The 24,857-nt window shown below is 69.9% G+C and carries 24 protein-coding genes; 9 read left to right on the plus strand and 15 right to left on the minus strand.

All coding sequences use genetic code 11. From position 1 onward, the window contains the following. Positions 1 to 68: 68 nt before the first annotated feature. Entirely contained in the window at positions 69 to 1,076 is a 1,008-nt protein-coding gene (locus JOE59_RS05105; RefSeq protein ID WP_204459218.1) for an aldo/keto reductase, read from the minus strand. A 204-nt stretch (positions 1,077 to 1,280) separates the two neighbouring features. Between JOE59_RS05105 and ssb the strand changes: the two genes are divergently transcribed. The 4 genes from ssb (at position 1,281) to JOE59_RS05125 (ending at position 4,593) form a co-directional block, all read left to right on the plus strand. Next, a complete protein-coding gene (gene ssb / locus JOE59_RS05110) occupies positions 1,281 to 1,838 on the plus strand; it encodes a single-stranded DNA-binding protein (RefSeq protein WP_204459219.1) in 558 nt (185 codons plus the stop codon). 100 nt (positions 1,839 to 1,938) lie between these two features. Continuing rightward, positions 1,939 to 2,427 (plus strand): DUF6993 domain-containing protein, encoded by a 489-nt coding sequence (locus JOE59_RS05115; RefSeq protein ID WP_204459220.1) that lies wholly within the window; start codon positions 1,939 to 1,941, stop codon positions 2,425 to 2,427. A gap of 5 nt (positions 2,428 to 2,432) precedes the next feature. Continuing rightward, on the plus strand, positions 2,433 to 4,115 hold the full coding sequence (gene ettA / locus JOE59_RS05120) for an energy-dependent translational throttle protein EttA (RefSeq protein ID WP_204459221.1): 1,683 nt from the start codon (positions 2,433 to 2,435) through the stop codon (positions 4,113 to 4,115). A 1-nt stretch (position 4,116) separates the two neighbouring features. After that, on the plus strand, positions 4,117 to 4,593 hold the full coding sequence (locus tag JOE59_RS05125) for an acyl-CoA thioesterase (RefSeq protein ID WP_204459222.1): 477 nt from the start codon (positions 4,117 to 4,119) through the stop codon (positions 4,591 to 4,593). Between the two features lie 69 nt (positions 4,594 to 4,662). Here JOE59_RS05125 and JOE59_RS05130 read toward each other — a convergent pair whose 3' ends face one another. From JOE59_RS05130 to JOE59_RS05140, 3 genes are all read right to left on the minus strand, one after another. Next, entirely contained in the window at positions 4,663 to 5,184 is a 522-nt protein-coding gene (locus tag JOE59_RS05130) for a hypothetical protein (RefSeq protein WP_204459223.1), read from the minus strand. A 2-nt stretch (positions 5,185 to 5,186) separates the two neighbouring features. Beyond that, positions 5,187 to 5,672 (minus strand): QcrA and Rieske domain-containing protein, encoded by a 486-nt coding sequence (locus tag JOE59_RS05135; protein WP_204459224.1) that lies wholly within the window; start codon positions 5,670 to 5,672, stop codon positions 5,187 to 5,189. Positions 5,673 to 5,769: 97 nt separating this feature from the next. Then, on the minus strand, positions 5,770 to 6,663 hold the full coding sequence (locus JOE59_RS05140; protein WP_204459225.1) for an acyl-CoA thioesterase: 894 nt from the start codon (positions 6,661 to 6,663) through the stop codon (positions 5,770 to 5,772). Positions 6,664 to 6,756: 93 nt separating this feature from the next. Between JOE59_RS05140 and JOE59_RS05145 the strand changes: the two genes are divergently transcribed. Next, the gene (locus JOE59_RS05145) at positions 6,757 to 7,437 is read left to right on the plus strand and encodes a DUF8185 domain-containing protein (protein ID WP_204459226.1); all 681 of its coding nucleotides are present in this window, start codon (positions 6,757 to 6,759) and stop codon (positions 7,435 to 7,437) included. 68 nt (positions 7,438 to 7,505) lie between these two features. Here JOE59_RS05145 and JOE59_RS05150 read toward each other — a convergent pair whose 3' ends face one another. The 10 genes from JOE59_RS05150 to JOE59_RS05195 form a co-directional block, all read right to left on the minus strand. Next, positions 7,506 to 9,194: an FAD-binding dehydrogenase gene (locus tag JOE59_RS05150; RefSeq protein ID WP_204459227.1), complete on the minus strand. Its 1,689-nt coding sequence runs from the start codon at positions 9,192 to 9,194 to the stop codon at positions 7,506 to 7,508. A gap of 61 nt (positions 9,195 to 9,255) precedes the next feature. Then, entirely contained in the window at positions 9,256 to 9,720 is a 465-nt protein-coding gene (locus JOE59_RS05155) for a globin (protein ID WP_204459228.1), read from the minus strand. Further along, positions 9,717 to 10,829 carry a mechanosensitive ion channel family protein gene (locus JOE59_RS05160; protein WP_204459229.1) on the minus strand — a complete coding sequence of 371 codons (1,113 nt, stop codon included), beginning with the start codon at positions 10,827 to 10,829 and terminating at the stop codon, positions 9,717 to 9,719. Before JOE59_RS05160 ends, JOE59_RS05155 begins: the two co-directional genes overlap by 4 nt. Positions 10,830 to 10,840: 11 nt before the next feature. Then, positions 10,841 to 13,471, minus strand: a complete 2,631-nt coding sequence (gene pepN, locus JOE59_RS05165; protein ID WP_204459230.1) for an aminopeptidase N — start codon at positions 13,469 to 13,471, stop codon at positions 10,841 to 10,843. A gap of 43 nt (positions 13,472 to 13,514) precedes the next feature. After that, entirely contained in the window at positions 13,515 to 14,201 is a 687-nt protein-coding gene (locus tag JOE59_RS05170) for a response regulator (protein ID WP_204459231.1), read from the minus strand. After that, on the minus strand, positions 14,198 to 15,523 hold the full coding sequence (locus JOE59_RS05175; protein ID WP_204459232.1) for a sensor histidine kinase: 1,326 nt from the start codon (positions 15,521 to 15,523) through the stop codon (positions 14,198 to 14,200). The genes JOE59_RS05170 and JOE59_RS05175 overlap by 4 nt, the downstream gene beginning before the upstream one ends. A 10-nt stretch (positions 15,524 to 15,533) precedes the next feature. Next, positions 15,534 to 16,388: an ABC transporter permease gene (locus tag JOE59_RS05180; RefSeq protein ID WP_204459233.1), complete on the minus strand. Its 855-nt coding sequence runs from the start codon at positions 16,386 to 16,388 to the stop codon at positions 15,534 to 15,536. Further along, positions 16,385 to 17,296, minus strand: coding sequence for an ABC transporter ATP-binding protein (locus tag JOE59_RS05185; protein ID WP_179550384.1), 912 nt, complete (start codon positions 17,294 to 17,296; stop codon positions 16,385 to 16,387). Before JOE59_RS05185 ends, JOE59_RS05180 begins: the two co-directional genes overlap by 4 nt. Before the next feature lie 115 nt (positions 17,297 to 17,411). Continuing rightward, complete coding sequence (gene pepN / locus JOE59_RS05190) at positions 17,412 to 19,979, minus strand: aminopeptidase N (protein ID WP_204459234.1); 2,568 nt, start codon at positions 19,977 to 19,979, stop codon at positions 17,412 to 17,414. Between the two features lie 121 nt (positions 19,980 to 20,100). Further along, the gene (locus tag JOE59_RS05195; RefSeq protein WP_204459235.1) at positions 20,101 to 20,976 is read right to left on the minus strand and encodes a hypothetical protein; all 876 of its coding nucleotides are present in this window, start codon (positions 20,974 to 20,976) and stop codon (positions 20,101 to 20,103) included. A 49-nt stretch (positions 20,977 to 21,025) separates the two neighbouring features. Here JOE59_RS05195 and JOE59_RS05200 point away from each other — a divergent pair, with 49 nt between their 5' ends. After that, positions 21,026 to 21,619 carry a hypothetical protein gene (locus JOE59_RS05200; protein ID WP_204459236.1) on the plus strand — a complete coding sequence of 198 codons (594 nt, stop codon included), beginning with the start codon at positions 21,026 to 21,028 and terminating at the stop codon, positions 21,617 to 21,619. Further along, entirely contained in the window at positions 21,616 to 21,744 is a 129-nt protein-coding gene (locus tag JOE59_RS18930) for a hypothetical protein (protein WP_275581122.1), read from the plus strand. The genes JOE59_RS05200 and JOE59_RS18930 overlap by 4 nt, the downstream gene beginning before the upstream one ends. Before the next feature lie 13 nt (positions 21,745 to 21,757). Here the strand turns inward: JOE59_RS18930 and JOE59_RS05205 are convergent, their stop codons facing one another. After that, positions 21,758 to 23,242, minus strand: a complete 1,485-nt coding sequence (locus JOE59_RS05205) for an SDR family NAD(P)-dependent oxidoreductase (protein ID WP_204459237.1) — start codon at positions 23,240 to 23,242, stop codon at positions 21,758 to 21,760. Between the two features lie 108 nt (positions 23,243 to 23,350). On the opposite strand from JOE59_RS05205, the gene JOE59_RS05210 reads away from it, so the two are divergent. Together JOE59_RS05210 and JOE59_RS05215 are read left to right on the plus strand one after the other, a co-directional pair. Beyond that, entirely contained in the window at positions 23,351 to 24,343 is a 993-nt protein-coding gene (locus JOE59_RS05210; protein ID WP_204459238.1) for a DUF2332 domain-containing protein, read from the plus strand. 9 nt (positions 24,344 to 24,352) lie between these two features. After that, a complete protein-coding gene (locus JOE59_RS05215) occupies positions 24,353 to 24,856 on the plus strand; it encodes a ribose-5-phosphate isomerase (protein ID WP_204459239.1) in 504 nt (167 codons plus the stop codon). The last annotated feature ends 1 nt before the right edge of the window (position 24,857 follow it).

Consider the following 24,857-nt stretch of genomic DNA (forward strand, 5'->3'; position numbering starts at 1 on the left):
GTCTCGAGCCGTCGCCGAGCGGCGGTGCCCGGCCGAGTTCAGCCGGGCACCGCGGAGCCCCGCCGCGCTCAGCCGAGCACGGTGCCGTGCGCGGCGAACGGCTCGATGCGTTCGATCTCGTCAGCGGTGAGCGGTGCCGCGTCGAGTGCTGCGATGTTCTGCTCGAGCTGGGCGACACTCGACGCGCCGATCAGCGCGCTCGACACGAGCGGCTGCCGCAGCACCCACGTGAGGGCGAGTTGGGCGAGTGTCTGGCCGCGCTCCTTCGCGATCGCATCGAGCGCGCGGGCGCGCTCCAGGTACTCGCCGCTGATCGTGTCGGGGGAGAGGAACCGGCTCGTCGCCGCCCGGGAATCGGCGGGAACGTCGCCGCCGAGGTACCGATCGGTCAGGAGGCCCTGCGCGAGCGGCGAGAAGACGATGCTCGCGGCGCCGACTTCTTCGAGCACCGGGAACAGGCCGTCTTCGATGTGACGGTCGAACATCGAGTAGCGCGGCTGGTGGATGAGGAGCGGCACGCCCTCGGCCTCGAGCGCTGCGGCGGCGGCGCGCGTCTGGTCGGGGTCGTAGTTCGAGATGCCCACGTAGAGCGCCTTGCCCTGTCGCACGGCCGTCGCAAGCGCGCCCATCGTCTCCTCGATCGGCGTCTCGGGGTCGGGCCGGTGCGAGTAGAAGATGTCGACGTAGTCGAGGCCGAGACGCCCGAGGCTCTGGTCGAGCGAGGAGAGCACGTACTTGCGCGAACCCCACTCGCCGTAGGGGCCGGGCCACATGTCGTAGCCCGCCTTCGACGAGATGATGAGCTCGTCGCGGTAGGGCGCGAGGTCGCCGGCGAGGATGCGGCCGAAGTTCGTCTCGGCGCTGCCCGGAGGCGGGCCGTAGTTGTTCGCGAGGTCGAAGTGGGTGACGCCGAGGTCGAAGGCGCGACGCACGATCGCGCGCTGGGTGTCGTACGGGCGTTCGTGGCCGAAGTTGTGCCAGAGGCCGAGCGAGAGGGCCGGGAGCTTCAGGCCGCTGCGGCCCACCCGGTTGTACTGCATGCGGTCGTAGCGTTCGGGGAGGGCGACGTAGCTCATGGAGCAACTCTAGGTCGCCGACTCGTCCTCCACATTCATCGTGACGGCAGGCTTCTGCACGACCTTCGCACACGGCATCCGGATGCCTCGGCCGGCCCTCGATGCTGAACGGAACGCGGCTCCGGGGTGACGATCCGGCACGAGCGCCCTCCCGGAGCCGCGTGCCGTCGACTCGCGGCGGCATCCGACCGAGGAGTGCAGCACATGACCGACATCATCACCGTGACGGGAGTCGTGGGAACCGATCCCAAACACCACGTCACCAGCGGCGGACTCGCCATCACCACGTTCCGACTCGCCTCGACCAGGCGCGTGTTCGATCGGGCGAAGGCCAGTTGGGAAGACGGCGAGACCAACTGGTACACCGTCTCCGCCTTCCGCCAACTCGCCACGAACGCGAGCCTGTCGATCCGCAAGGGCGAGCGCCTCATCATCCGCGGCCGACTCCGGCTGCGGGCCTGGGAGACCGGCGAGCGGTCGGGCACCGCCGTCGAGATCGAGGCCGACTCCATCGGGCACGACCTCGCCTGGTGCGTGACCTCCTACGCGAAGGTGCGGTCCACGCGACCAGCGGATGCCGCGGCAGAGGTGTCATCGCAGGGCGACTCGGGCGACTCGGGCGACTCGGGCGACTCGGGCGCCGGCTACGACGTGACGGCGGCCGGCGCCGACCCGGTCGACGACGCCTCCGCTGCGTGGGGCGATTCCGAGGACGCAGGAGACGTTCCGCTGCCCGAGCTCGAATCGACCTTCGCCGGCTGATCGGGAGTGACCGAGGCCGCCGCTGGCCTGCCCGAGCCGCCTTCAGGGGCGTACCGCCTAGAATCGGCTCGGGCGGTCGCCACCGCCGGTGAGGGGAACGATGAGACGGCGGATCGGTACCAGCGCGGCCCTTGCACTCGCCGGGGTCGCGATGCTCGTGGGCTTGGCGGCGTGCACGTTCGACGATCCAGGGCCGACGCCGCCTGCGACCGGTCGGCCGACGCCGTCCGCCCCGGGCACCGCCGCACCGACCGCACCGGAGTTCCGACCCGAGCTCTCCGCGACCGAGAACCTGCCCTACTTCGACTGGGTGAACAGCGGCGTCGTCGCCGCGAACGCCTCGGCGGGCGGGCGGGACTTCATCGACGCGCTCGTCGCGGCAGGGTTCGACAAGGCGCAGATGCAGGTCACCGCCGACACGACGACGATCGGAGAGGCGGCCGATTCGGTGCAGTTCTCCGTGCTCTTCCAAGGCGAATGCCTCGTCGGTCAGTACGGTCCGAAGTCCGACGGGTATCACGGGGCGGTTCGCCCACCGCTCGGCACCGGCGCCTGTCTCGTCGGGCAGACCCGCCCCATAGACTGGTAGGCGACATGGCTGATTACATTTACTCGATGGTTCGCGCCCGCAAGGCGGTCGGCGACAAGGTCATCCTCGATGACGTGACGATGGCATTCCTCCCCGGAGCGAAGATCGGCGTGGTCGGCCCGAACGGTGCCGGCAAGTCGACGATCCTCAAGATCATGGCCGGTCTCGACCAGCCGTCCAACGGCGAGGCGCGCCTGAGCCCCGGATTCTCCGTGGGCATCCTGATGCAGGAGCCCGTGCTCGACGAGACCAAGACGGTGCTCGAGAACGTGCAGGAGGGTGTCGGCCCGATCAAGGCGAAGCTCGACCGCTTCAACGAGATCTCGCTGGCCATGGCCGAGCCCGACGCCGACTTCGACGCCCTGCTCGCCGAGATGGGCGTGCTGCAGGAGGCCATCGACGCCGCCGACGCGTGGGACCTCGACTCCCAGCTCGAGCAGGCGATGGACGCACTGCGCTGCCCGCCGGGCGACGAGCAGATCTCCGTGCTGTCCGGCGGTGAGAAGCGCCGCGTCGCGCTCTGCAAGCTGCTGCTCCAGAAGCCCGACCTGCTGCTCCTCGACGAGCCCACCAACCACCTCGACGCCGAGAGCGTGCTCTGGCTCGAGCAGCACCTCGCCAAGTACCCCGGCGCCGTGCTCGCCGTCACGCACGACCGGTACTTCCTCGATCACGTCGCCGAGTGGATCTGCGAGGTCGACCGCGGTCGCCTCTACCCCTACGAGGGCAACTACTCGACCTACCTTGAGAAGAAGCAGGAACGACTCAGCGTCCAGGGCAAGAAGGACGCCAAGCTCGCCAAGCGCCTCTCCGAAGAGCTCGAGTGGGTCCGGTCCAACGCGAAGGGGCGCCAGGCGAAGTCGAAGGCGCGTCTGGCCCGTTACGAAGAGATGGCGACCGAGGCCGAGCGCACGCGCAAGCTCGACTTCGAAGAGATCGTCATCCCCGTCGGTCCGCGCCTCGGCGCGCAGGTGATCGAGGCCAAGAAGCTGCGCAAGGGCTTCGGCGAACGCATCCTCATCGAAGACCTGAGCTTCAGCCTGCCGCGCAACGGCATCGTCGGCATCATCGGCCCCAACGGCGTCGGCAAGACGACCCTGTTCAAGACGATCGTCGGGCTCGAACCCCTCGACGGCGGCGACCTGAAGATCGGCGAGACGGTCGACATCTCCTACGTCGACCAGAGCCGCGGCGGCATCGACCCGAACAAGAACCTGTGGGAGGTCGTCTCCGACGGCCTCGACTACATCATCGTCGGCAAGACCGAGATCCCGTCGCGTGCCTACGTCTCGCAGTTCGGCTTCAAGGGGCCCGACCAGCAGAAGAAGGCCGGCGTGCTCTCGGGTGGTGAGCGCAACCGTCTGAACCTCGCGCTCACGCTGAAGCAGGGCGGCAACCTGCTGCTCCTCGACGAACCGACCAACGACCTCGACGTCGAGACCCTCTCGAGCCTCGAGAACGCGCTGCTCGAGTTCCCCGGCTGCGCCGTGGTCATCACCCACGACCGGTGGTTCCTCGACCGCATCGCGACGCACATCCTCGCGTACGAGGGCACCGAGGAGGACCCCGCGAACTGGTACTGGTTCGAGGGCAACTTCGAGTCGTACGAGCAGAACAAGATCGAGCGCCTCGGGCCCGACGCGGCGAAGCCGCACCGTTCGGCCTACCGCAAGCTCACCAGGGACTGACATGCGCCTGCACGTGCCCACTCCGCTGCGGTGGAGCGACCTCGACGCCTACGGGCACGTGAACAACGCCCGGATGCTGAGCCTCCTCGAAGAGGCTCGCATCCAGGCGTTCTGGGTGAGCGACGACACCTCGGAGCATGCTGCCGGCGCATCGACGGCGGTGCTCGATGCGACTCCTGGCGCAACCACGATCACGCTGATCGCGCGCCAGGAGGTCGAGTACCTCGCGCCGATCCCGTACCAGCGCCAGCCGGTCGACATCGAGCTCTGGATCGGCCACATGGGCGGGGCGAGCCTCGACGTCTGCTACGAGGTCTACTCGCCGGTCGGCGTCGAGCCACGCGTCCTGTACACCCGCGCGGTCACCACCATCGTGCTCGTCGATGCGACGACCGAGCGGCCGCGTCGCATCGGCGACACGGAACGCGCGGCATGGGAGCCGTACCTCGGCGACCCGATCGCCTTCCGGCGGCGCTGACCGCCGACAGGGGAGCCCCACCGTCGCGACCGGCCCGCAGGCCGAGTCGATTCGCTGCGCGCGCCGGATTCAGTCCTCGAGCGGCTCGTCGCTGAACGAGCCCTCCCAGACGGCGCGACTTCCGGCCTCCGCGATCTGCACGAGCGTCCACGTCGAGCCCGCGGTGATCACAAGCGCACCGACCGTCAGCACGGTGCCCACGGCGAATCGGATGCCGCGGCTCGGCGCCGCCCCGTCACCCGCCGCACCGCGTCGACGTGCGGAGCGCTCGACGAGCGCCCAACCGCTGATCGCCGCGGCCAGCACGAGCAACGCGACGAGCCACGGCACGATGTCTTCGCCCTGCGCGGTGTGCACCTGGATCAGCGGTGCAGGCGGAACCCGCTGCTCGAGCCACTTGCCCGCCTCGATCGTGACGAGCCCGAGGGGCAGCAGCAGCGCCGCTGCGATGAGGGCGGGAAGCCAGAGCACCCGCCGCGCGCCAGGCCACGCCGCGATCACGATGAGCAGCAGGCCGAGCAACGGCGTCAGCACCACGACGGCGTGCACCAGAAGCACGTGCAGGGGGAGCCCCGCGAACGTGTAGTCCATGGTCAGGAGGCCGCGACGATGCGGTCGCCCGAGACGGCGACGGCGATCGGACTCAGCGGCTCGAGCGCCGGACCCTGGATGACGTCTCCCGTCGCGGCGTCGAACATCGACCCATGGCAGGGGCAGTGGAACTCGTCGCCCGCGGCGGCCACGACGCACTGCTGGTGCGTGCAGATCGCGCTGAACGCGACGACCTGGCCAGCAATCGGTTGTGCGAGCAATGCTGGTGCCCCGTCGATCTTGGTGTCGATGCTTCCGCCGACCGGCACATCGGCGAGGGCTGCGATGTCGCCTCCGACGGCCGGCGCATCGGGTGCCGCGGATGCGTCGGTCGATGCCGGCGGATCCTCGACGAGGCTCGGGGGTGCGTCACTGGCCGAGCCGCTCGGGCTCGGGGCATCCGCTGCACAACCGGCGAGTGCGAGTGCGCCGCCGATCGCACCGGCGGAACCCAGGGTGAGGATGGTGCGTCGGGTGGGATCGGTCATCGCCAGAACTCCTTCGTCCGCGTCGCTCACTTCACGTGAGCGCCCATGGCACCCATTCTGGGTCACCATCCGCGAAGGACGGCGGATTCCACAGGATCTATTCAGTCGGAGCCGACGGGCGAGCGGACTCGGGCACCCGCACCATGCCCTCTTGCGCGACGCTCGCCACCAGCACGCCATCGCGGGTGTAGATGCGTCCGAGCGAGAGTCCGCGGCCGCCGCTCGCCGACGGCGAGTCCTGCGTGTAGAGCAGCCATTCGTCGACGCGGGCGTCGCGGTGCCACCACATCGCGTGGTCGAGGCTCGCGACCTTCAGGCCGGGGGTCGCCCAGGCGACGCCGTGCGCGCGCAGGATCGGTTCGAGGATCGAGTAGTCGCTTGCGTACGCGAGCGCGGCACGGTGCATGTTGAGGTCGTCGGGCAGGCGGCCGAACGCCTTCATCCACACCGCCTGGCGCGGCACCCGCTCGCCCTCGACGCTGAGGTACACGGGCGAGGGGATGTGCCGCACGTCGAACGCCCGCTCGTTCGACCAGTAGCGGGCGATATCGTGATCGAAGGCGCCGAGCACGTCGGCCGTCGACGGCAGCGTCTCGGGGTCGGGCAGGTCGGTCGGCATCTCCACCTGGTGCGAGACGCCGTCGTCTTCGGTCTGGAACGAGGCGATGAGCGACAGGATCGGCACGCCGTTCTGGAAGGCGTGCGTGCGACGGGTCGAGAACGAACGGCCGTCGTGCAGCCGGTCGACCGAGAAGGTGATGGGGTGCGCCACGTCGCCGGGCCGCAGGAAGTAGCCGTGCATCGAGTGGATCGTGCGGTCGTCGGCCACGGTGCGCATCGCGGCGATGAGCGACTGGGCGAGCACCTGGCCGCCGAAGACACGCCCGAGCGGCATCCACTGCGAGGGACCGGTGAAGATGTCCTCCGTGGTGCGAGCACCCGTGTCGGTGAGGTGCAGGGTGCTCAGCAGGCCGTCGATCGGACCGTTCATCGTTCCTCCGTGTCGGTGGTCGGTGACCGCTCGTGACCCTCTGAGCGTGTGACCGCCGGGGCGGCGGCGCTCTCTTGGTAGTTTAGACAGGAGATGGCTCAACAACTCACGCTCGCCGACAGCTTGTCGCTCGGAGATCTGCACACCTACCTGCAGCGCGCAGGGCGCGTCGAAGACGGTTCCGTGCGCCTCATCGCGGGCTCGGGCATCCTCGCCGTGTACACCGCGATCCTGTACCCGCGGGGCATTCTCGACGAGAGCCCCACCGTGCTCGGCCTGCGCACCTTCGCCCTCGCCGACGACGAGGAGTTCGACTCGGTCGTGCCGATGCGCTCCCTCGTCGAGCGCATCGTGCGGGCACGGGGCGAGCTCGGCGAAGACGACGACTCGCGCCCCGTCTCGATGTCGCGACCGCCCGAGGTCAACACGGTCACTTGGGCGGGCATTTCGCCGCCGCGGGGCGGCTGGCGGCCGCTCGGCACGACGGATGCCGCGACGCTCGAGGCTGCGGCACGTGCGGGCATCGACGAGGTCGCCGAGGCGATTCCGGCCGGCACCGGGGAGCAGCTCGTGCAGCGCGTGCGCTCCGAGGTGTGGGGGCGCGGCGTCGAAGGCGTCGAGTACCTCCCCACCGGCGCTGCGTTCGCCGCGTACAGCCTCGGCTTCCTCGGCGACGACGAGGTGAAGCTCTTCGAGACGGGTCCGTGGACCCGGCTCTCGTCGCGCCGCGGACACGTGCTCGTGCGCCGCAAGCCCTGGACCCTGAAGGCCTGACTTCTGCTGGTTGAGCCTGTCGAAACCCTGCTGCGCCGGTTTCGACAGGCTCAACCCACAAGAATGGGTCAGAGGCGAGCGATCGCGCGTCCGGCTGCGCGGCCGGTGAAGAGGCATCCGCCGAGGAAGGTGCCTTCGAGCGCACGGTAGCCGTGCACGCCGCCACCGCCGAAGCCGGATGCCTCGCCGACGGCGTAGAGCCCGGGAACCGGTGCGCCATCCGCCCCGAGGGCACGGGAGTCGAGGTCGGTCTGGATGCCGCCGAGGCTCTTGCGGGTGAGGATGTGGAGCTTCACCGCGATGAGCGGTCCGGCCTTCGGATCGAGGATCTGATGCGGCGTCGCCACGCGGATGAGCTTGTCGCCGCGGTAGTTGCGCGCACCGCGAACCGCGGTGAGCTGCAGGTCCTTCGTGAACTCGTTGTCGACCTCGCGGTCGCGGGCGACGATCTCGCGCTCGATGTTCGCGGTGTCGAGCTCCGCCTCGGGCGAGAGGGCGCGCATGCCGTCGAGGAGTTCGCCCAGCGTATCGGCGACCACGAAGTCGACGCCGCGCTCCTTGAACGCCTCGACCGGGCCAGGTGCGCCCGAGCCGAGTCGCTGGGCGAGGAGCTTCAGGTCCTTGCCGGTGAGGTCGGGGTTCTGCTCGCTGCCCGAGAGTGCGAACTCCTTCTCGATGATCTTCTGGGTGAGCACGAACCACGAGTGGTCGTGTCCGGTCGTCATGAGGTGCTCGAGCGTGCCGAGGGTGTCGAAGCCGGGGAAGAGCGGCACTGGCAGTCGCTTGCCGGTCGCGTCGAACCAGAGCGACGACGGGCCGGGCAGGATGCGGATGCCGTGCATCGGCCAGATCGGGTCCCAGTTGGTGATGCCCTCGGTGTAGTGCCACATGCGGTCGCCGTTGACGAGCCGTGCGCCGGATGCCTCGGCGATGCCGAGCATGCGCCCGTCGACGTGAGCCGGCACGCCCGAGAGCATGTGCTCGGGGGCCGTGCCGAGGCGCTCGGGCCATGCCGCGCGCACGAGGTCGTGGTTGCCGCCGATGCCGCCCGAGGCGACGACGACGGCGGGGGCGCGCAGCTCGAACTCGCCGACCTCGTCGCGGTTCGACGGCTCGCCGCGCCCAGCTCCGTCGGGTGCGAGCACGGCGCCGCGGATGCCGACGACCGCGCCGGCTTCGACGATGAGCTCGTCGACGCGGTGCCGGTGGCGGAACTCGACAAGACCCGCTGCCTCGCCCGCCTTCACCTTGGCGATGAACGGGGCGAGCACGCCGGGGCCGGTGCCCCACGTGATGTGGAATCGCGGCACGGAGTTGCCGTGGCCGATGGCGTTGTAGCCGCCGCGCTCCGCCCAGCCGACGATGGGGAAGAAGCGCACGCCCTTCTCGTGCAGCCAGGCGCGCTTCTCGCCCGCGGCGAACTCGACGTAGGCGTCGGCCCAGCGCCGCCCCCAGTCGTCTTCGTCGTCGCGGTCGAATCCGGCGGTGCCGTCCCAGTCCTGCTTCGCGAGCTCGAGCGAGTCCTTCACGCCCATGCGGCGCTGCTCGGGCGAGTCGACGAGGAAGAGCCCGCCGAACGACCAGTGCGCCTGGCCGCCGAGGCTTGCTTCGGGCTCTTGATCGACGATCACGACGCGCTTGCCGGCGTCGACGAGTTCGGCTGCGGCGACGAGGCCCGAGAGGCCGGCGCCGACGACGATGGCGTCGGCCGGCTTCTGCGTGCGTTCGGTCGCGGCGGGTGCGGGGGAGGCGGCCACAAGGACTCCTTCGTCTCGGGTGGTGCGTGGGGTTCGGGTGGGGTCGGGCGGTGTGGTGCTGCTATTCGTCGAACGTGTTGACCATCGCGAAGGCGGCCCGCTGGAGATAATCCCACAGCGTCTCCTCCGCGAGCGGCGGCAGGTCGAGCGAGTCGACCGCGGCGCGCATGTGCTGCAGCCAGCGGTCGCGGGCGTCGGGGTTCACCTTGAACGGCTGGTGCCGCATGCGCAGGCGCGGGTGGCCGCGCTGTTCGCTGTAGGTGCCGGGGCCGCCCCAGTACTGCTCGAGGAACATGGTGAGCCGTTCGGCCGCCGGTCCGAGGTCTTCTTCGGGGTACATCGGCTTCAGCACGGGGTCGCCAGCGACACCGCGGTAGAACTCCGCGACGAGCCGCTCGAAGGTCGGGCGTCCGCCGACGGTCTCGTAGAACGACGGGCCGAGCGCCGAGCCGTGCTCGGTGCCGCGCAGCGGCACGTTCGCGGGCCGCGCTGGGCCGGATGCCTCGACGGGCACGTGCTCGGTCATGATGCTCCTCCAGCCGGGGGTGCCGGCGGCTTCGGTGCGCGGGGTGCGCGGGGCTTCTTCACGGCGGCGCGGGCCGCAGCGGCGCCGGTATCGCCCGCGGCGACGACGGCGTTCGGTGTCGTCTTCGGCGGCTTCGCGCCCTTGACCCGGGTGGCTCCCTCGAACCCGGCAAGCACGACGCTGTTGAGGCTCGGCAGCTTCACGCCCATCTCGTCGAGTGCGCGCTTGAGCCGCATGCGCAGCTCCCGCGCCACGTCGTCCTTCGCGGAGGAGCGCACCTTCATGACCACGCGGATAACGAGGGCCTCCGCCGTGACGGACTCCAGACCCCAGACCTCGGGCTTCTCGAGCACGCGCGAGCGCCACTTGGGGGAGTGCGCCATCTCGGTCGCCGTGCGCAGCAGCGTCGCCTCGACCTCGTCGACGTCGACGTCGTACGGCACCGCGAGATCGACGATCACGCGCGCCCAACCCTGCGACATGTTGCCGACGCGAAGGATCTCGCCGTTGCGCACGAACCAGAGCGTGCCGTTCACGTCGCGGATCTTCGTGACGCGGATGCGCACCTCTTCGACGATGCCCGTCGCCGGGCCGAGGTCGACGACGTCGCCGACGCCGAGCTGATCCTCGACGACCATGAACAGGCCGTTGAGGCCGTCTTTCACGATGTTCTGCGCGCCGAAGCCGAGCCCCGCGCCGAGGGCTGCGGTGAGCAGGGCGAACGAGCCGAGGATCGCGTCGTTGATGGTGTTGACGACGAGCAGCACGACGATGATGAAGAGCGTCACGTTGACGATGTTCGTGAGCACCGTGCCGAGCGTGCGCGTGCGTTGAACGACTCGCACGGCCGCGAGCGGCGACGCTTGGAGCGCTTGGGTGTCGGTGACGTCCTGCTTCTTCTTGACGCCCGTGACGATCTGCTTGACGACTCGCTCGATGACGAAGTGCAGCACCCAGCGGATCAGGAGGGCGAAGACGATGATGAAGACGATCGAGATGATCTTGCCGAGCACGACGTCCCAGTTCTCGGCCCAGTACGTCGCGATCTGCGCCCAGAAGTCGGCGGTCACCGGGTTGTCCTCACCAGAGGTCGCTGCGAATCCGAACATGGTGTGAAAGTCTACTGAGCCGCGCCCGAGAGCTCGCTGGCATCGCGAGCCTGTGCAGCGAGCGCCCGCTCGAGCTCATCGAGTTGTTCGGAGACGAGCCGGTGCAGCGGTGCCGGCGTCGGATTCGCCTCGAGCCAGGTGCGGGTCATCGTTGCGAGCTCGGGTGAGACGAGGGGCGCTGCGTACAGCCGCTTCACGATGAGCGAGGCCATCGTGAAGCTCCGGCTCGCCCAGACGTCCTGCAGCATCGCGAAGTACTCGGTCGCAGTCGTTGCGAGCAGTTCGGGCTGCGTGGTGCGCTGCCAGCCGTCGGCGATCGCGCGAGCGAGGTCGTTCGACAGCGAGGCATCCGTCGCGACTCTGCGCCACGCGGCATCCTTCGACGCCTGGTCGGGGCGAGCCGCCCGGGCGGTCTCGGCGAGGAGTCGGCCCTTGGCCGTGTCGTCACGTGCGAGCGCCTCGTCGATCTCGTCGTCGGCTGCCGCACCGAGCGTGGCCCGTGCGACCACGAGCTCCCAGTGCAGGTCGAGGTCGATCTCGAGCCCCGCGAGCTTGATCGAGCCGTCGAGGAGGCTGCCGAGCACGTCGGCGTGCGCCGCGGTCGAGGCGATGCGGGTGAACCCCTTGACGAACTGCAGCTGCGTGTCGGAACCCGGCTCAGCGAGCTCGGCGAGCGCCCAGACGGCGTCGCCGGCCTCTGCCGAGACCTGGGTGCGGTGGTCCTCGGCGAGGTAGCGCGAGATCGCGAGTTCAAGCCGGGCGAGCGCGAGTCCGCGCGCCGCCGACTGCGTCTCGTGGCCGATGCTGCCGATGACGAGGCGCACGAAGTCGATCGTCGGCACCTCGGCGTCGCGCAGTGCGTCCCATGCCGAACCGAGCACGACGGCGCGCGAGACCGGATCGGAGAGCTCGGGGAGGTGATCGATCGCGGTGCGGAAGGAGGCGGGATCGAGACGGACCTTCGCGTAGGTGAGGTCGTCGTCGTTCACGAGTAGCAGGTCGGGGCGGGCGAGGCCCACAAGCTCGGGCACCTCGGTCACCGCACCGTCGATGTCGAGTTCGATGCGGTGCGTGCGCTCGAGTCCGGCAGGGCCGAGTCGGAAGCAGCCGAGCGCCAGGCGGTGCGGGCGCAGCGTCGGATGCCCCGGTGCTGCGCTCTGCTCGACGCGTGCGGCGGTGATCGTGCCCGCGTCATCCGTCTCGATGCTCGCGCGGAGGGTGTTGACGCCGGCCGTCTCGAGCCAGAGCGCCGACCAGCGCGTGAGGTCGCGGCCGCTCGCCGCCTCGAGCTCGTCGAGCAGGTCGCGGAGCGTGGCGTTGCCTCCCGCGTGGGCGGTGAGGTACGCGCCGACACCGCGCTGGAAGGCGTCGAGTCCCACCCAGGCGACGAGCTGCTTCAGCACCGAGGCGCCCTTGTCGTAGGTGATCGCGTCGAAGTTGACCTCGACGTCGGCGAGGTTCGCGATCTCGGCGACGATCGGATGCGTCGACGGCAACTGGTCCTGCTCGGCGGCGTGCGTCTTCTCGTCGCTCGCGAACGTCGCCCAGACGCCGGTGAACTCGGTGACGGCAGCGGTCGCGAGGGTCGAGGCCCACGTCGCGAACGACTCGTTCAGCCACAGGTCGTTCCACCACTGCATCGTGACGGAGTTGCCGAACCACATGTGCGAGAGCTCGTGCAGCACGACGATCGCGCGCTGCTCGCGCCGCGCGTCGGAGACCCGTGACCGGAACAGGTAGGACTCGTTGAACGTGACGGCGCCGACGTTCTCCATGGCGCCCCAGTTGTACTCGGGCACGAAGATCTGGTCGTACTTGCCATAGGGGTAGGGCACGCCGAAGGCGGTCTCGTAGAACGCGAGGCCGGCCTGCACGAGTTCGAACATGACCTCGGGCTCGGCGTACTGCGCGAGCGAGGCGCGGGTCAGCACCCCGAGGGGGATGTCGCGGCCATCGACGCTGCGCGCGCTGCCGTGCCATGCGGCGTACGGGCCCGCGATGATCGCCACGATGTAGCTCGAGATGACGGGGCCCGGTTCGAACGACCAGGTCGAGACCGCAGAAGTGCCGGTCGAGTCCGCAGAACTGCTGGTCGAGTCCGCAGAACTGCCGGTCGAGCCTGTCGAGACCTGCGCGGGCACTGGTGCGGGCGTCGCGGCGTTGCTGAGCACTGTCCAAGCGGCGGGCGCGGTGATCGTGAAGGTGAACCTGGCCTTCAGGTCGGGCTGGTCGAAGACTGCGAAGACCCGGTTCGCCTCGGCGACGGCGAACTCGGTGTAGAGGTAGGTCGCGCCGTCGACGGGGTCGACGAAGCGGTGGAGTCCCTCGCCGGTGTTCGTGTACGCGGCCGTCGAGACGACGCGCAGTTCGTTCGCCGCGGCGAGGCCGTCGAGGCGGATGCGCGTGCCGTCACTGACGACGGCCGTGTCGAGCGGGCTGCCGTTCAGGGTGATCTCGTGCACCTCGACCGTGCACGCCTCGATGAAGGTCGAGGCACCGGGCACGGCGTCGAACGAGACGACTGTCTCGCTGCGGAACGTATCGCCGCCGCCTGACAGGTCGAGGCGGATGTCGTAGCGCGGGGAACGCACGACATGGGCGCGCTGTTCGGCTTCGATTCGGGTCAGATCGGCAGCGGGCATGCAGGGGCCTCCGTGGGGTTCGTTGCCACGTCAGCCTACTGACTCATGATGAGCCGGGCATGGGCAGCAGTCCGTGCTCGTACGCGTAGATCACGAGCTGCACCCGGTCGCGTGCGTCGAGCTTCTGCAGCACCCTGCCGACATGGGTCTTCACGGTCGATTCCGACAGGAAGAACTGCTCGGCGATCTCCGGGTTGCTCCGACCCTCGGCGATGGCGATGAGGATCTCGTGCTCGCGGGGGGTCAGCGTGTCGAGCCCCGGCGCCCGGCTCGTCGCCGCGGCACCGGGCAGCTCGCCGGCGAAGAGCTCGATCATGCGGCGGGTGACCCGCGGTGCGAGCGCCGCCTCACCGGCGTGCACGGTGCGGATCGCGCCGACGAGTTCGGCGGGCCGGGAATCCTTCAGCAGGAATCCGCTCGCGCCGGCACGGATGGCGGCGAAGGCGTACTCGTCGAGGTCGAAGGTCGTCAGCACGAGGATGCGGGTCGGTCGTCCGGCCGCGACGATCGACTCGGTGGCGGCGATGCCGTCGACCTCGGGCATGCGCACATCCATCAGCATGACGTCGATGTCGAGTGTCTCGACGAGGGCGATCGCCTCGCGCCCGTCGGCGGCCTCGCCGACGACGACGAGGTCGGGCTCGGCTTCGAGCACCATGCGGAGCCCGGCGCGCACGAGCGACTGGTCGTCGGCGATCGCGACGCGGATGGGATGCGGGTCGGTGCTCATTCGGACTCCTCCGAGTTCGTGGTGGCCGCATCGGATCGCGGCGTGCTCTCTTCGGCTCGGAGCTCGGCATGCAACCGCCAGCCCCGCTGGGCGCCTGGCCCGGCTTCGAGGGTGCCGCCGTACAACGCGACCCGTTCGCGCATGCCGACGAGGCCCTTGCCGCCGCTCGTGAGCTCGGAGGTCGACGCGACGACAGCATCGTCGACCACGTCGACCCGCACCACGTCATCGACGTGCGCGACGGTCACGTCGACCCGGTGGGCCGTCGCGGCGTACCGCAGCGCATTGGTCAGACCCTCCTGCACGATGCGGTACACGGTCAACTGCAGGTTCGAGTCGACGATCGGCGGCCCAACGGTCGTCAGTTGCACCGGCAGCCCGGCGGCGCGGAATCGCTCCACGAGCACCGGCAGGGCCGCCGTGCCCGGTTGCGGGGCGAGTTCCTCAGAGCCGCCCGATGCTTCGTCGGGTTCGGCGAGGACGCCGAGCATGCGTCGCATGTCGACGAGCGCGGCGCGACCGGTGTCGGCCACGTGCTGCATCGCTTCGGCGGCGCGCTCCGGGTCGCGGCCGACCGTCGCCGCCGAGCCGTCGGCGAGCGTCACCATGACGGTGATGCTGTGCGAGACGATGTCGTGCATCTCGCGGGCGATTCGGGAGCGCTCGAGAGCCGTCGCGAGCTGCGCCTGCTGGTCGCGCTCCCGGGCGAGGTCGTGTGCACGGGCGATGAGGGCGTTCAGGTAGCGGCGCCGGTTGCCGACGGTCACGCCGATGAGGGTCGCGATCAGCAGCAGCACCGTGAACTGCGACGCGGATGCCGGCGCGTTGGCCCCGAACGGCGCGACCGTGTCGTCGGCGTGGGCCCAGACGGCGATGTACGAGGAGGCCGTCGCGACGACCACCGAGCCCCCGAACCCGATCCAGGCCGAGCGTGTCGAACCGTAGACCGCGAGGGCGTAGAGGGCGAGCAGCAGGGGGAGCACATCGGTCGACCCGAAGGGATAGACGACGAGGCAGACGAGCCAGGCGATGATGACGAGGAGCCAGGGCCGCCTGCGGCGGAAGAGCAGGATCGCAGCGGCCGCCACGGCGATGGCGGCGAGCTGCGCGACGGCGATCCACGCGGGTGGTGGGGTAGGGACGAACAGCATCGCGATGGACCCGAAGAACGTCGGTACGAAGTACAGCGCCGTGATCAGCGAGTCCGTGAGCCACGGATGCCGCGCCCAGAACTGCCGGATCACCCCGGGTGGCTTCGGCAGACGAAGTTCTCCCCCGACTACCGAAGCCGGGTAGCCGGGGGAGATGGGTGCTTCCGTCATGGACTGGACTCTACGCGTCCCGTCGCTTCAGCAGCACCGCGGCGCCGGCGATGGATGCCCCCACCCATGCCAGCACGATCAGGAGGCTCAGCCAGGCGCCGAGCGCGTCGCCGGCGGGTTCCGCCGTCGTCGAGGTGAAGATGCCGAGACCGGCACTCGAGAGCAGGTAGGGAATGAGATCGTGCGCCCACTCGGCGGGGATCATCTGCAGCACCGTCGGCACGAGCAGGATGAGACCGAGGACCGCGGCGATACCGCCCGCACTGCTGCGGATCATGGTGCCGACCCCGAGAGCGAACACCGAGATGAGCGCGAGGTAGAGCGCACCCCCGAGGAGCGGCAGGTAGATCGCGGAGTCGGTGATGCTCGCCGAGACGTCGATGCCCGCGAAGACCACCGAGGAGACGAGGAACGCGCCGAGGTTGGCGAGGAGCCCGATGACGAAGGTCGCGACGAACAGCACGACCGCCTTGGCGGCGAGGGCCGGCAGTCGCTTCGGCACGGCCGTGAGCGTCGAGCGGATCATGCCAGTCGTGTACTCGCCGCTGATGACGAGCACACCGAGCACGCCCGCCACGAGCTGGCCGAAGAAGACGCCGAACACCGAGGACTGCATGACGAGCGAGACCTGCTCGGAGGCGGGCATGCCCGAGGCATCCGCACCGCCGTTCATGCCGCTGGCCATGCTGAGCGACATGATGAGCGCCATGCCGAGCGAGATCGCGATGACGATGAGGTACGACCAGGTGGTCGACCGGAGGCTCCGCAGCTTGATCCACTCGGACCGGAGCACTCCGCCGAACGACAGCGAGGTGGAGCGAGCGCGCTGCGAGGGGTGCGCGAGGGGCGGGGTGATCGTGGTCATCGGACTGCCTCCGTGCGGTATTCGACCGCGTCGGCGGTCAGGGCCATGTAGGCCTCCTCGAGCGATGCGCTGAGGGGGGTGAGTTCGTGGATCGAGAGTCCGTGCTGCGCGGCGAGGTCTCCGATGCCGGATGCCGCGACTCCCGTCACCTCGAGCACGCCGGCCTCTGAGCGGATGACCGCGACCTCGGGGGCGGCGAGCAGGTCGGCGAGTTGCGAGGAGTGGGGCGAACGCACGAGCACGCGAGGGCGCGTGCCACCGGCGATGATGTCGGCGACGGGGGCGTCGGCGATGATCTCGCCCCGGCCGAGCACGATGAGGTGGTCGGCGGTGAGCGCCATCTCGCTCATGAGGTGCGAGGAGAGGAAGATCGTGCGGCCCTCGGACGCGAGGTGGCGCACGAACTGGCGCACCCACAGCACGCCCTCGGGGTCGAGGCCGTTGACCGGCTCGTCGAGGATCAGCGTCGACGGGTCGCCGAGCATCGCAGCGGCGATTCCGAGCCGCTGGCCCATGCCGAGCGAGAAGCCGCCGACGCGCTTGCGGGCGACCGATTCGAGGCCGGTCATCTCGATGACCTCGCGAACTCGGCTCGCGCCGATGCCGTGCGTGGCGCCCATCGCGAGCAGGTGGTTGTAGGCGGTGCGGCCGGTGTGCACGGCCTTCGCGTCGAGGAGGGCGCCGACCTCGTGCAGCGGCGCGCGGTGCGCGGCATACGGCTTGCCGTTGACGGTGACGCGACCCTCGCTCGGACGGTCGAGCCCGACGATCATGCGCATCGTGGTCGACTTGCCGGCGCCGTTCGGGCCGAGGAACCCGGTGACCTGCCCGGGGCGGACGGTGAAGCTGATGTCGTTGACGGCGGTCTTCGCGCCGTAGCGCTTGACGAGCCCTTCTGCCGTGATCATGTTTCAAGGCTAGAGAGCAGGCGGTGCCGGGACATCCGCCTGAAGAATGGTTCAGGGCGAGCCGGGATGGTACCGAAGTACCATGCCGACCCGCCCTGAGCGGTCGTGCCGAGTGCTACTGCGCGTCGCGCGCCTGCGCGGCGAGTGCGCGCTCGACGCCGGCGACGTTCTCGACGACGAGGCGGCGCAGCGCCGGCGCCGCGTCGGGGTTCGCCGCGAGCCAGGCGTGGCTGGCCTCGACGAGTGCGCGGTTGGCGAGCGGCGCCGGGTAGAGCAGGTCGACGAGCTTCTCGGCGATCGCGTAGCTGCGGCTCTTCCAGATGCCGTCGAGCATGCCGAAGTAGCGCTCGATGAACGGAGTCAGCAGCGACTGGTCGTCGGCCCGCACGAAGCCGGTCGCGGTCGTGCGCACGACCGAGTTCGTCGCCGTGTCGACGTCGATGACCGACGCCCATGCGCGCTGCTTGCCCTCGGCGGTCGGCGTCGCCGCGCGGGCGTGCGCGGCCGACTCCTGGCCCGTGGCGGTCTTGTCGGACTCGAGGCGGGCGTCGATCTCGGCATCTCCGGCGCGGCCTGCGGCGACGAGCGCGATGAGCAGCTCCCAGCCGAGGTCGGTGTCGATGTCGAGGCCGTCGAGCGTGATCGAGCCGTCGAAGAGCCCGGCGAGGGCGTCGACGTGCGAACCGGCTTCGGCGATCGAGGCGAACGCCTTCACGAACTGGAACTGGGCGTCGCTGCCGGCCGCAGCCTGCTGCGCGAGCTGCCAGAACCCGTCGGCGAGCGAACGGCGTGCGTCAGAGCGGTGCTCGGGAGCGACGTACGCGCTCGCCGCGAGCTGCGCGTTCGCGAGGATGATGCGCAGCGTCGTCGACTCGGTCTCGCTCGCGATGTTGCCGAGCACGAGCTCGAGGTAGTCGCTCGCGCTCGTCTCTGCGTCGCGCACGGCATCCCACACCGAGCTCCAGACGAGGGCGCGGGCGAGCGGGTCCTCGATCTTCGAGAGGTTCCCCAGTGCGACCTGCAGCGATGCCTCGTCGAGACGGATCTTCGCGTAGGCGAGGTCGTCGTCGTTGAGGAGCACGAGGTCGGGGCGTGCGAGGCCGACGAGCTCGGCGACATCCGTGCGCTCACCGTCGATGTCGAGCTCGACGCGGTGCTCGCGCACGAGCGCGCCGTCGACGAGGTTGTAGAAGCCGATCGCGGCGCGGTGCGGCCGGATCGTCGGGTAGTCGGGGTGCGCCGACTGCAGCACGGTGAAGGCAGTGATCGTGCCCGCGTCATCCGTCGCGATCTCGGGGCGCAGGGTGTTGACGCCCGCGGTCTCGAGCCAGAGCTTCGACCAGGCCGACAGGTCGCGGCCGCTGGCGACCTCGAGTTCGCCGAGCAGGTCGGCGAGAGTCGTGTTGCCCCACGCGTGCTTCTTGAAGTACGCCGAGACGCCCGTGAAGAACGCCTCGATGCCGACCCAGGCGGCCAGCTGCTTCAGCACCGAACCGCCCTTGGCGTAGGTGATGCCGTCGAAGTTGACGAGCACGTCTTCGAGGTCGCGGATCTCGGCGACGATCGGGTGCGTCGAGGGCAGCTGGTCCTGACGGTAGGCCCAGCTCTTCTCCATCGAGTTGAACGTCGTCCAGGCGTGGTGCCACTCGGTGGCTTCTGCGGTGGCGATCGTCGACGCCCACTCGGCGAACGACTCGTTCAGCCACAGGTCGTTCCACCACTTCATGGTGACGAGGTCGCCGAACCACATGTGCGCGAGCTCGTGCAGGATCGTGACGACCCGGCGCTCCTTGATCGCGTCGGTGACCTTCGAGCGGAACACGTAGACCTCGGTGAAGGTCACCGCGCCCGCGTTCTCCATGGCACCGGCGTTGTACTCGGGCACGAAGAGCTGGTCGTACTTCGCGAACGGGTAGGGCACGTCGAACTTCGACTCGAAGTACTCGAAGCCCTGCTTCGTCTTCTCGAAGATGTAGTCGGCGTCGAGGTACTGCGACAGGCTCTTGCGGCTGAACACGCCGAGGGGGATGACCCGCCCGTCGGAGCTCGTGAGCTCGTCGCGCACGACGTCGTAGGGGCCTGCGATGAGGGCGGTGATGTAGCTCGACATGCGCGGCGTCGGCTCGAACGCCCACGTGGCCGTCGAGACGTCGTCGGCGCGGCGACCCGAGGGGTGCAGCTCGGGCTCGGGCGTCGGCTGGTTCGAGATGACCTGCCAGTGCGACGGCGCGGTGACCGTGAACTTGAACTCGGCCTTGAGGTCGGGCTGCTCGAACACGGCGAACATGCGCCGCGAGTCGGGCACCTCGAACTGGGTGTAGAGGTAGACCTCGCCGTCGGCGGGGTCGACGAAGCGGTGCAGGCCCTCACCGGTGTTCATGTAGCGGCCGTCGGCGACGACGACGAGCTCGTTCTCGGCGGCGAGGTTCGGCAGCTGGATGCGCACGCCGTCGCTCACTTCGGCGGGGTCGAGCGCGACGCCGTTCAGGGTGACCGAGTGCACGGTCGCCGTGATGGCGTCGATGAACGTCGACGCACCCGCGGTCGCGGTGAACCGCACGGTCGTCTGGGTGCGGAACACCTCCGGACCGGTGGTGACATCGAGCACGACGTCGTAGTCGCGCACCGAGACGAGCGCAGCACGCTCCTCGGCTTCGATTCGGGTGAGGTTCTCTCCGGGCACGTCTGCTCCTTTGGCAGTCATCGACGCGGCTCGTGGCCGCAGGCAACGTGCATCAGCCTAGCTCTCGCGCGGCACGCGGTCACGGACGTGCGGCGATGAGTAGGCGAGCGGATGCCGCGGCTCAGCGCTGCCCGATCGTGACCACCGTGCCGATGAACGCGGGGAGCGCCGCGACCACGGCGATGGCGAGGAGGATCCGGCCGGTCATGACTCCGGCCCCGGAGGCGCGGACCGCGAGGATCCACGGCAGCGCGCGCGGGAACACGAACGCCACGAGCGCGCCGACCGCGAGCACGACGCCGACGGGCACGAGCACGACCGCCGCGAGGAGCGGCGACACCGGGCCGAGCCACCGATCGCGGGTGAGGAGCGGCAGGCCCCGGCTGAGGCGGCCGGCGAGCGCCGCGAGGAACGCACCCTGCAACACGGCGAGCGCGGCGAACAGCAGCACGGCGAGCCAGCCCGGGCCGAGGATCGCGAAATCGAAGTTCGACGTGCGCAGCGGCTCGACGAACGGAGCGACGGTCACGAGCAGCAGCGCGCCGAACGCCGGCCCGCCGAGGCGACCCGGGGGGAGCCAGGGAGCGACGAGCAGGTACAGGGCCGCCGACGCGAACGCAGCAGGAAGCGCCCCGAAGACGAGATACGCCGTGGTTCCCTCGACCGTGATGTCACCGACCCGTGCGAATGCCTCGGTGATGCTGCCGGTCGCCTCGGGCGAGGTCTCCGCCAGCAGACGCATGATGAGCCGCCCGCCGGCGCCGGTGATCAGAAGGCCCGACGCCGTGCCGAGCACCGTGAAGACGGTCGCCCACCAGACGTACACCCTCAGGCCGGCGAGGTGCCGCGGCATCCGCTTCGCTGGTTCAGGTGTCGCCGTGCGGGCGGTGACGAGGGCCGATGGGGCCGGCGGCTCGACGAGGCGCTCGCCCGACCACATCGTGGTGAGCGCGAGGCCGACGACCAGGAGTGCACCGCACGCGATCATCAGCAGCATGCGACCCCCTTCCATGGAAGGCGCTCGTGAGCCTACTGCCGGTGGAGCGGTGCCCGCCGCCCCCAGAATGCGGCGCGGCGGGCGTGCGGGCCTTCCCTCCGCATCCGCGAACGCCATAGCGTGGCAGCATGCGCACCTCTGTCGGTTCCAAGGCGGCCCGCGGTCAGCAGCGCCATCGGAACCCATCACTGGACGACTTGAGCGTCATGAGCAGCTGTGCTGGGAGAAGCTGATGGTGGAGTTCGGCGGGGCGGTCGTTCAGTTGCCATCCGGGCGGGAGATGGAGGTGGGTGAACTCGTTGCGGGTTGGACGGCCCATGTGCAGCGGATCGTGTCGGAGGCGGTGCGGCCACAGCGGCGCGACGACTGGGGTGCCGATGACTTCGTTGGGGCGCTGTACCTTCGCGACTTCGTGCAGCTCGGGCTGGGCACGGCCGGGCGGGAGTCGATCGGAGAACTCGAGAAGGTCGTCTCCGAGACAGATCGCATGTACCGCGAGATGACCACCGACGATGACCGTCATGTGGTCGCATCGTTCGCCGGGCATCTCGTGGCCGATGCCGGATGGTGGTGGCACCGCCTTCCGATGACCGGATCGATCCGAGCCGAGCTGCTCGATTGGGCGACGAAGCTCGACCGATGAGCGCGAGCCTGCTCTGGGACGAGGAACGTCAGAGAACTGCTCGGGGCGGGTTGCAGATCGTGCAGATCGAGACGGTACGGCCATTCGGCTGGTTCGACGAGGCCCCCGTCGACCCGACCGGGTGACGCCGGCCGCGCGTCACCAGTCGGCGCGCGAGTAGTCCTTCAGGAACACGCCGGTGACGTCTTCGCCGGCCTCGCCGCGCACGATCGGGTCGTAGACCCGCGCAGCGCCGTCGACGAGGTCGAGCGGGGCGTGGAAGCCCTCTTCGGCGAGGCGCACCTTCGTGGGGTGCGGGCGCTCGTCGGTGATCCAGCCCGTGTCGACGCTCGTCATGAGGATGCCGTCGGCGAGCATCTCCTTCGCGCTCGTGCGCGTGAGCATGTTCACTGCGGCCTTCGCCATGTTGGTGTGCGGATGCCCCGGCCCCTTGTAGCCGCGACCGAACTGGCCCTCCATCGCCGAGACGTTCACGATGTACGTGCGGCGTGCCGACGAAGCAGCGAGCGACGCGCGCAGGCGGCTCACGAGGATGAACGGCGCCGTCGTGTTGCAGAGCTGCACCTCGAGCATCTCGAGCGGGTCGACATCCTGCACGACCGCGCTCCAGCTGTTCTCGTGGTGGAGGTCGGGCACGAGTCCGCCGGCGTCGATCGCGGTGCGGTCGGCGAGCTTCGCGAGCGAGCTCGAACCGGGTGCGAGTGCGAGCGCCGTGAGGTCGTCGGCCGTCATCGTGCCGGCGAAGAGGCCCGATGAGAGCACGGGGTGGCTTGACACCGAGTCGGCGAGCGCGAGCGGGTGCGCGTCGTTCGTGTGGCCGAAGCTCACGAGCTCGGGCATGGGGCCGTCGGGCAGCGGCGAGGACTCCGCTTCGACGAGGGGCGAGTACGAACCGGGGGAGCGGCGCACGGTCTGCGCCGCGTTGTTGATGAGGATGTCGAGCGATCCCTGCGCGGCCACGTCGTCGGCGAGCGCGATGACCTGCGCGGGGTCGCGCAGGTCGATGCCGACGATCTTCAGGTTGTGCAGCCAGTCGGCGGCGTCGGGCATCGCGGCGAACCGACGGGCGGCATCACGCGGGAACCGCGTCGTGATCGTCGTGTGCGCGCCGTCGCGCAGCAGGCGCAGCGCGATGTACATGCCGATCTTCGCGCGACCGCCCGTGAGCAGGGCGCGCTTGCCGGTGAGGTCGGTGCGGGCGTCGCGCTTGGCGTGGCTCATGGCCGCGCAGCTCGGGCAGAGCTGGTGGTAGAACGCGTCGACGAGCGTGTAGCGCTGCTTGCAGATGTAGCAGGGGCGGGCGACCTGCAGCTCGCCGGCGGTGCGGGCGTCGGTGCCGCTCACGAGGTCGGCGCCCCGGGTCTCGTCGTCGATGCGGGTCGGTGCGCCCGTCGCCGTCGCGGCGATCACGGCGCGGTCGGCGTCTTGGATGACGCGTCGCTTCTCGAGCCGGCGGGCGACCTTGACGGCCTTGAACATCTTCGCGGTCGCGTGGCGGACGGTCTCGAAGTCGGGGTCGTCCTGGTCGAGCTCGCTGAGCGTGGCCAGCACCCGCAGCGTCGTCTCGAGATCGCGCGCGTCGATCGTGGGCGCGCTGATGGAGTCGGAGGCGTCGGAGGGCATCCGACGATTCTACGGGACGGTACCCCGCGATCACCTGTATGCCGCTGCGCTGGACGCAAGCAAGCGCGCAAGCCTCAAGCGCGCCCGCCGCCGGAGTAGCGTGACGCCATGAGCACCAGCACCGATGCATCCGCGTCGACGGCCGACCGGTACCGCTCGTTCGCCGAGGTCGAGGCGCACGGCATGTCCGCCACCTACGAGGCCTGGGCTGCAGGGGTGGCGACGGATGCCTCGACCCTCGCCCTCATCGACGAGCTGCCGCCGCCGAAGCGGCAGCCGAACCTCGTCTTCTCGGCTGCGCGGCTGCTCGGCGCCCCGAGCGGCGGCTACCCCGAGTTCGCAGCGTGGCTCGCCGAACACTGGGGCGAGGTGCGCGAAGTCGCGCTCACCCACGCCACGCAGACCAACGAGGCTGCGCGCTGCGCGTTGCACCTGCCCGTGCTCGGCGGCATCGAGGGGCCGATCGCGCTGCTCGAGGTCGGAGCATCCGCGGGGCTCTGCCTCTACCCCGACCGGTACAGCTACCGCTATGCGGGCCACCCGCAGCTCGACCCCGTCGACGGGCCGAGCGCCGTCGTGCTCGACTGCACGCTGCGCGGGGACGTGCTGACGCCGGTGCCCGCCGCCATGCCCGAGGTCGTGTGGCGCGCAGGCATCGACCTGCACCCGCTCGACGTGCGGTCGGCCGCCGATGTCGACTGGCTCGACGCGCTGGTGTGGCCCGAGCACGACGACCGTCGGGCTCGGCTCCGGGCCGCCGCCGAGATCGCGGCCCGCACCCCGCCGCTCCTCGTCAGCGGCGACCTCAACGAGCAGCTCGCTGCGCTCGCCGCATCCGCACCGAGCGACGCCACGCTCGTCGTCTTCCACACGGCCGTGCTCATGTACCTCGACGAGGCGGGCCGCGATGCGTTCGTCGAGCGGGTGAGCGAGCTGCCCGGTCACTGGCTCTCGGTCGAGGGGCGAAGCGTGGTCCGCGGCATCCGCGTGCGCGACGACGTGCCCAACGAGAGCAGCGACCTCGTGCTCGCCGTCGATGGGGTGCAGCGCGCCTGGGCGCACCCGCACGGGCGTGCGCTCACGTGGGCGCCGAATCCATAGACTTGGCGCATGCGCATCCACATCGCGACCGACCACGCCGGCCTCGAATTCAGCCGCACGCTTGTCGATCACCTGACCAACGGCGGTCATGAGGTCATCGACCACGGACCGGCCGAGTACGACGCCCTCGACGACTACCCGGCGTTCTGCATCAACGCGGCGCTCGGCGTCGCCCGCGACCAGGCAGCGGGTGTGCGCGCGCTCGGTGTGGTGTTCGGCGGTTCGGGCAATGGCGAGCAGATCGCGGCCAACAAGGTCCGCGGCATCCGCGCCGCCCTCGTCTGGAGCATGGACACCGCGATGCTCGCCCGTGAGCACAACGACGCCAACGTCATCTCGATCGGAGCCCGCCAGCACACCGTGCAGGAGGCGATCCGGTACATCGACGCCTTCATCGCCGAGCCCTTCTCGGGCGACGAGCGCCACGTGCGCCGCATCGCCCAGCTCGCCGAGTACGAGACGACGGGCGACATCGCCGGCAAGGGCGTCGACGTCGAGGCACCGGCGGAGTAGT

The sequence above is a fragment of the Agromyces cerinus genome, assembly GCF_016907835.1.
Lineage (GTDB): Bacteria > Actinomycetota > Actinomycetes > Actinomycetales > Microbacteriaceae > Agromyces > Agromyces nitratus.